Here is a 7,143-nt window from a genome sequence, read left to right on the forward strand (position 1 = left end):
CACCGCAGTACGTCCCGCCGGGTGGTGCGGGGTCAACACCCCTTCATATTCCGGCATATTCGGGGCGATCCGGGTGTGACCCCGCACCGTTCCCGGGAACGGATCACGGCGGTCACCCCGGTACGGCGAGGGAGCAGGATGGAAAGCCACGTGACGGTCGAGCGGCAGCGGCTCCTGGCGGAACGGCTCCGCCTCCTCAAGCAGCGGACCGGTCTGAGCCTGGCCGCGCTGGCCGCCGTCACCCCGTTCAGCAAGTCGACCTGGCACCGGTATCTCAGCGGCGGCCAACTCCCGCCCCGGGCCGCCGTCGAGGCGCTCGCCCGGCTCGCGCACACCGACCCCGGCCCGCTGCTCTCCTTGTGGGACACGGCGGTTCGGGAGCAGCCCAGGCCCGCCCCGCCGCCTCAACTCCCGGTCCCGGCCGTACGGCCCCGACGGCTGCGCGCCGCCGTCCGCGCCCTCGTCGCCCTCGCCGCGATGGCCACCACGGTCGCGGTCACCGCCGGTGCCGCCGATGTCCTCGACCGCGAGGCCGGGGCCGAGCGGCTGACGGCGGGCTCCTGCCGCAGCGGAGGCTGTCAGGGGGAGCTGCCGTCCGCCGGGGCCTGCGCCCGGGACGCCCGTACGGAGAGCGTCGTCGCGCGGGCCGCCCAGGTCGTACGGCTGCGCTACTCGCCGTCCTGCGCGACCGTCTGGTCGGAGGTGCGCACCCGGGTCGGCGGCGCGCGGGAGATCTCGGTCAGGGCGGGCCGGGACGAACTGTCCGCCGAGTACCCGGGCGACCGCTCCGACGGCTACAGCAGCCCGATGCTGGCCGCCGCGGACCCGCGCGGGGCGCAGGCGTGTGCCGAGGTGGCCGGAAAGCCCGTCTGCACGGCCCCGGACCGCTGACCCGGAACATCCCCGCCCTCCCGGTCGATATACAGGTATGAGCGACTACCGCATCGAGCACGACTCCATGGGCGAGGTACAGGTCCCGGCGGACGCCAAGTGGCGGGCGCAGACGCAGCGTGCCGTCGAGAACTTCCCCATTTCCGGCCAGCGTATCGAGCGCGCCCACATCGAGGCCCTGGCCCGGATCAAGGGGGCCGCCGCCAAGGTGAACGCCGAGCTGGGCGTGCTGGACAAGGACATCGCGGAGGCGATCCAGGAAGCCGCCCGCGAGGTGGCCGGCGGGGCGTGGGACGAGCACTTCCCGATCGACGTGTTCCAGACCGGGTCCGGCACCTCGTCGAACATGAACACCAACGAGGTGATCGCCACCCTCGCGACCGAGCGGCTCGGCCGCGATGTGCATCCGAACGACCACGTCAACGCCTCGCAGTCGTCCAACGACGTCTTCCCGTCCAGCATTCACATCGCGGCCACCGGTGCCGTCATCCACGACCTCGTCCCCGCCCTGGAGCATCTGTCGGGCGCGCTGTCGCGCAAGTCCGTCGAGTTCGCCGACGTGGTGAAGTCCGGGCGGACGCACCTGATGGATGCCACGCCGGTGACGCTGGGGCAGGAGTTCGGCGGGTACGCGGCCCAAGTGCGGTACGGCGTCGAGCGGTTGCAGGCCTCGCTGCCCCGGCTGGCCGAACTGCCGCTGGGCGGTACCGCGGTGGGCACCGGGATCAACACCCCGCCCGGTTTCTCCGCCGCAGTGATCGCGGAGGTCGCCCTGGTCACCGGGCTGCCGCTGACCGAGGCGCGCGATCACTTCGAGGCGCAGGGTGCCCGGGACGGGATCGTCGAGACCAGCGGGCAGTTGCGGACCATCGCCGTGGGACTGACGAAGATCGCGAACGATCTGCGGTGGATGGCGTCCGGGCCGCGCACCGGACTGGCCGAGATCTCGCTGCCGGACCTTCAGCCGGGATCCTCGATCATGCCCGGCAAGGTCAACCCGGTGATTCCGGAGGCCGTGCTGATGGTCGCCGCGCAGGTCGTCGGCAATGACGCGACCGTCGCCACCGCCGGGGCCGCGGGCAACTTCGAGCTCAATGTGATGCTCCCCGTGATCGCCAAGAATGTCCTGGAGTCGATCAGGCTGCTCGCCAATGTGTCGCGGCTGCTCGCCGACCGGACCGTGGAGGGGATCGTCGCGCACCGTGAGCGCGCGCGTGAGTACGCGGAGTCGTCGCCGTCCGTCGTGACCCCGCTGAACAAGTACATCGGGTACGAGGAGGCCGCCAAGGTGGCCAAGAAGGCACTGGCGGAACGGAAGACGATCCGCCAAGTCGTGCTGGAGAACGGCTATGTGGAGCGCGGCGATCTGACCGAGGCGCAGCTCGACGAGGCCCTCGATGTCCTGCGGATGACGCGTCCGTAACCAATTGTCGCCATGGCGTGAACCGTGACGCGCGCCGCAGCGTCGTATGCCCGGGGCACCTAATATCTGTTCATGGCAGACGGTGGAGCGGTGAGAGCGGTGGAAGCGGGTACGTCTACGGCCTTCTGGGCGCCCGGGAGTCAGATCCTGTGGCGCTATCGGGAGAACGCCGGACCGCGCTTCCACATCGCCCGCCCCGTCACGGTCGTCCGCGACGACGAGGAGCTGCTCGCCGTCTGGATGGCGCCCGGCACCGAGTGTGTGAAGCCGGTGCTCGCGGACGGCACGTCCGTGCACGGGGAGCCGCTGGAGACCCGTTACACCAAGCCGCGCACGGTGCAGCTGGACCGCTGGTTCGGTACGGGTGTGCTGAAGCTGGCGCGGCCCGGTGAGCCGTGGTCGGTGTGGCTGTTCTGGGAGCCGGGATGGCGGTTCAAGAACTGGTACGTGAACCTTGAGGAACCGCTGGCCCGTTGGGCGGGCGGGGTCGACTCCGAGGACCACTTCCTGGACATCACCGTTGAGCCGGACCGGAGTTGGCAGTGGCGTGACGAGGACGAGTTCACGCAGGCCCAGCGGGACGGGCTGATGGATCCCCAACTCGCCGAGCGGGTACGGGAAGCGGGCTGGTCGGCGGTGGAAGTGATCCGCGCGTGGGGTTCGCCTTTCGCGGACGGCTGGCAGCACTGGCGCCCGGATCCGTCCTGGGCTGTACCTTCACTTCCGGAGGACTGGGACCGCACCCCCGCGCACATGTCCACATGAGACCCTTGATGCGCCCCCGGTGCGCAACCGTAGGATCGTCCTCCGCAAGGGCACCGCGACAACTCCCGGGGCAGGTACCGGGACTGACCAGATGTCATCGAGGGGCGGCAGGACGTGAGCGAGGGGTACGAGGGCAACACCGGCGACACCGGCCCTGAGGGCCGCCGGTCCACCGGTGGCACAGGAACAGCCTCTGACCACGCGGGAATTCCGTTCCTGGGGCACGTATTCCGGGTATCGGCATTTCGGCGGGACGATCCGCACACGCGGTGTGCGGTCCCGGACGGACGGATTCGACACGCGTGACGGAGCACCCCACCTCCTTCGAGCGCCCACAGGGCGCCGACCCCACGGACCCCCGTGGGGCGCTTCTGCGTACCCCGACGCCGCCGCCAAGGCCGTCCGGTGCCCCGGCCTTACCGGCTCAGGCACGCACCGGTGAGCCGTCCTCGGCGCCGGGTACGAGCACGTCCCGCGCCAAGGGGAAGGACCCGGCAGGTACCCCTGTGAAGCCCGACACCGCAGGTGGCTCCGAGCACTCCCAGCCCTCGGCCGCCGAACCCGACGCCCACCGCCCGCGTCCCGCACCCGACGGCATCCCGGCCCAGCCGGGCGGCGGCGAGGTCCCCGACGCCGCCAAGGAGCGCCGTACGGGCCAGGGGCTGCCCCCGGGCGGCCCCATGCCGATGCGGCGGGACGGGGACCGGCTGCGCTTCGTGGGCGCCGCGACCCGGCGGATCGCCCGCGGCATCGACCTGGACGAGATCGTGATGGGGCTGTGCCGGGCGACCGTGCCGACCTTCTCGGACGCGATCCTGGTCTATCTGCGCGATCCGCTGCCGGTGGGCGACGAACGGCCCACGGGTCCCGTCGTGCTGCGGCTGCGCCGCACCGACCGGATCCCGGAGGAGCGGGACACGGAGAACGGCTTCATGCCCGCGCTCCAGCCCGAGCAGCCGTCCGAACTCTCGGCGGTCACCGCCGAGTTGTGCGAGGTCAGGCCCGGCGGCGCGCTGAACGAGGTGCTGCGGGGCGTACGTCCCGTCTTCGCCGACTCCCCCGCCGCCCGCGCCGCGCTGCCCGAACTGCTCGGTGAGGGCGGCGAGTTGATCGTTCCGGCCGGACAGCGGGCGATCCTCGCGCCGCTGCGCGGCCGGCGCCGGGTGATCGGCGCCGCGCTCTTCCTGCGCCGCCCCGAGCGCATGGCGTTCGAGGCCGACGACCTCCTGGTGGCCGCCCAACTCGCCACGCACAGCGCCCTGGGCATCGACAAGGCGGTGCTCTACGGCCGTGAGGCGTACATCGCCGACGAACTCCAGCGCACCATGCTCCCCGAGACCCTGCCGCGCCCCACCGGCGTACGGCTGGCGTCCCGGTATCTGCCCGCCGCCGAGACGGCACGCGTCGGCGGCGACTGGTACGACGCGATCCCGCTGCCCGGCAGCCGGGTCGCCCTCGTGGTCGGCGACGTCATGGGGCATTCCATGACATCTGCCGCGATCATGGGCCAACTCCGCACCACCGCACAGACCTTGGCGGGCCTGGACCTGCCCCCGCAGGAGGTCCTGCACCACCTCGACGAACAGGCCCAGCGGCTGGGCACCGACCGCATGGCGACCTGCCTCTACGCGGTCTACGACCCGGTCTCGCACCGCATCACCATCGCCAACGCGGGCCATCCGCCGCCGGTGCTGCTGCACCTGGGCGGCCGGGCCGAGGTCCTGCGGGTGCCGCCAGGCGCCCCGATCGGCGTGGGCGGCGTCGACTTCGAGGCCGTGGAGCTGGACGCGCCCGCCGGGGCCACTCTGCTCCTCTACACGGACGGGCTGGTCGAGTCGCGGCTGCGGGACGTGTGGACCGGGATAGAGCAGCTGCGCGAGAAGCTGGCCGCGGTCGCGCAGCTCACCGGACCGGACCATCCGCCGCCCCTGGAAGCCCTGTGCGACGAGGTGCTCGACATGCTCGGCCCGGGCGACCGGGACGACGACATCGCGCTGCTCGCCGCCCGCTTCGACGGGATCGCGCCGAGCGATGTGGCGTACTGGTTCCTCGATCCGGAGGACTCGGCGCCCGGCCAGGCCCGTCGGCTGGCCCGGCGGGCGCTGGCCCGCTGGGGCATGGAGGACATGAGCGACTCGGTGGAGCTGCTGGTCAGCGAGGTGGTGACGAACGCCGTGCGGTACGCCTCGCGGCCGGTCACGCTACGGCTGCTGCGGACCGACGTGCTGCGCTGCGAGGTCGGCGACGACGTGCCCCAGCTGCCCAGGCTGCGGCAGGCGCGGGCCACCGACGAGGGCGGACGCGGTCTCTACCTGGTCAACAAACTGGCCCGTCGGTGGGGAGCGACCCGGCTCAGCACCGGAAAGGTGGTCTGGTTCGAACTGAACCGGAATTAGACCTAGTCCAAAAGTTGCCGAGGTCCCGGCGTGGGAGTTGACTGCTGGGGTACGCGAAGCGAAAGCGACCTACTTTCTTCCGAACAGGAGGACGCTCGTGACGCAGTCACCCCAGCACACCCCGTACACCACGAACAACGCCGGCATCCCGGTGGAGAGCGACGAACACTCGCTCACCGTCGGACCCGACGGCCCCATCCTGCTCCAGGACCACTACCTCATCGAGAAGATGGCCCAGTTCAACCGGGAACGGGTCCCCGAGCGGGTGGTGCACGCCAAGGGCAGCGGCGCGTACGGCTTCTTCGAAGTCACCAACGACGTCAGCCAGTTCACCCGGGCCGACCTCTTCCAGCCCGGCAAACGCACCGAGATGCTGGCCCGGTTCTCCACCGTGGCCGGCGAGCAGGGCTCGCCCGACACCTGGCGCGACCCGCGAGGCTTCGCCCTCAAGTTCTATACGGAACACGGCAATTACGACATGGTGGGCAACAACACCCCGGTCTTCTTCGTCCGGGACACCATCAAGTTCCAGGACTTCATCCGCTCGCAGAAGCGCCATCCGGTGACCGGGCTGCGCAGCAACGACATGCAGTGGGACTTCTGGACCCTCTCCCCCGAGTCGGCGCACCAGGTGACCTGGCTGATGGGCGACCGGGGCATCCCGAAGACGTACCGCCACATGAACGGCTACAGCTCGCACACCTACATGTGGATCAACGGCGCCGGTGAGCGGTTCTGGGTGAAGTACCACTTCAAGACCGATCAGGGCATCGAGTACCTCACCCAGGCCGAGGCCGACGAGCTGGCCGGGTCGGACGGCGACAAGCACCGCCGGGACCTGTACGAGTCGATCGAGTCCGGGAACGCGCCGAGCTGGAGCCTGAAGGTCCAGATCATGCCGTTCGAGGACGCGGCGGACTACCGCTTCAACCCCTTCGACCTGACCAAGGTCTGGCCGCACGGGGACTACCCGCTGATCGACGTCGGCCGTATGACCCTGAACCGGAACCCGGACGACTACTTCGTCCACATCGAGCAGGCCGCCTTCGAGCCCTCGAACCTGGTCCCGGGCATCGGCCCCTCCCCGGACAAGATGCTGCTGGGCCGGCTGTTCTCCTACCCGGACACCCACCGCTACCGGATCGGCCCCAACTACGCCCAGCTGCCGCCGAACCGACCGCACTCGCAGGTCAACTCCTATGCCAAGGACGGCCCGATGCGGTACGAGGCGTCCAACGCGGCGCGACCGTACGCCCCGAACTCCTACGGCGGACCGGCGGCCGACTACGCGCGGTTCGGCGACCCGGCGAGCTGGCAGACCGCGGGTGAACTCGTCCGCGAGGCAACGAAGTCGCACCGCGAGGACGACGACTTCGGGCAGGCCGGCACGATGGTCCGCGAGGTCCTGGACGACGCGGCCCGCGACCGCCTGGTGTCGAACATCACCGGCCACCTCAAGGCCGACGTGTCCCGCTCGGTCATCGACCGCGCCCTGCAGTACTGGCAGAACGTGGACAAGGAACTCGGCGACCGGATCGCCGCGAACTTCGAGTAGCGGTACGCGAGAGGGGGGGCGGCCGGGGGGCGGGGGGCCCAGCGCGGGGGGTTAGCGGCGGGTGGGCGAGACGGGGGCGCGGGGGGGGGGGGGTTGAGCGCGCGGGGGTGTGG

Annotated in this window: 5 protein-coding genes; all 5 read left to right on the plus strand. The window is 70.9% G+C overall.

The window, feature by feature from the left end:
• The first annotated feature begins 138 nt into the window (after positions 1–138).
• The 5 genes from ACFXC1_RS16635 to ACFXC1_RS16655 all read left to right on the plus strand — a co-directional run bounded on the left by ACFXC1_RS16635 (position 139) and on the right by ACFXC1_RS16655 (position 7,030).
• Positions 139–891, plus strand: coding sequence for a helix-turn-helix domain-containing protein (locus ACFXC1_RS16635; RefSeq protein ID WP_381243273.1), 753 nt, complete (start codon positions 139–141; stop codon positions 889–891).
• 37 nt (positions 892–928) lie between these two features.
• On the plus strand, positions 929–2,314 hold the full coding sequence (locus ACFXC1_RS16640) for a class II fumarate hydratase (protein WP_381243275.1): 1,386 nt from the start codon (positions 929–931) through the stop codon (positions 2,312–2,314).
• A 72-nt stretch (positions 2,315–2,386) separates the two neighbouring features.
• Positions 2,387–3,079, plus strand: a complete 693-nt coding sequence (gene fomD / locus ACFXC1_RS16645) for a cytidylyl-2-hydroxypropylphosphonate hydrolase (RefSeq protein WP_381243277.1) — start codon at positions 2,387–2,389, stop codon at positions 3,077–3,079.
• 302 nt (positions 3,080–3,381) lie between these two features.
• The gene (locus ACFXC1_RS16650) at positions 3,382–5,475 is read left to right on the plus strand and encodes a SpoIIE family protein phosphatase (RefSeq protein WP_381243280.1); all 2,094 of its coding nucleotides are present in this window, start codon (positions 3,382–3,384) and stop codon (positions 5,473–5,475) included.
• 97 nt (positions 5,476–5,572) lie between these two features.
• Positions 5,573–7,030 carry a catalase gene (locus tag ACFXC1_RS16655; RefSeq protein ID WP_381243282.1) on the plus strand — a complete coding sequence of 486 codons (1,458 nt, stop codon included), beginning with the start codon at positions 5,573–5,575 and terminating at the stop codon, positions 7,028–7,030.
• The last annotated feature ends 113 nt before the right edge of the window (positions 7,031–7,143 follow it).

The sequence above is a fragment of the Streptomyces hokutonensis genome (genome assembly GCF_042751305.1).
In the GTDB taxonomy this organism is placed as follows: domain Bacteria; phylum Actinomycetota; class Actinomycetes; order Streptomycetales; family Streptomycetaceae; genus Streptomyces; species Streptomyces hokutonensis_A.

Coding starts and splice junctions, on each gene's coding strand:
- ACFXC1_RS16635 (WP_381243273.1), top strand. CDS start 139: ATGGAAAGCCACGTGACGGTCGAGCGGCAGCGGCTCCTGGCGGAACGG.
- ACFXC1_RS16640 (WP_381243275.1), top strand. CDS start 929: ATGAGCGACTACCGCATCGAGCACGACTCCATGGGCGAGGTACAGGTC.
- fomD (WP_381243277.1), top strand. CDS start 2,387: ATGGCAGACGGTGGAGCGGTGAGAGCGGTGGAAGCGGGTACGTCTACG.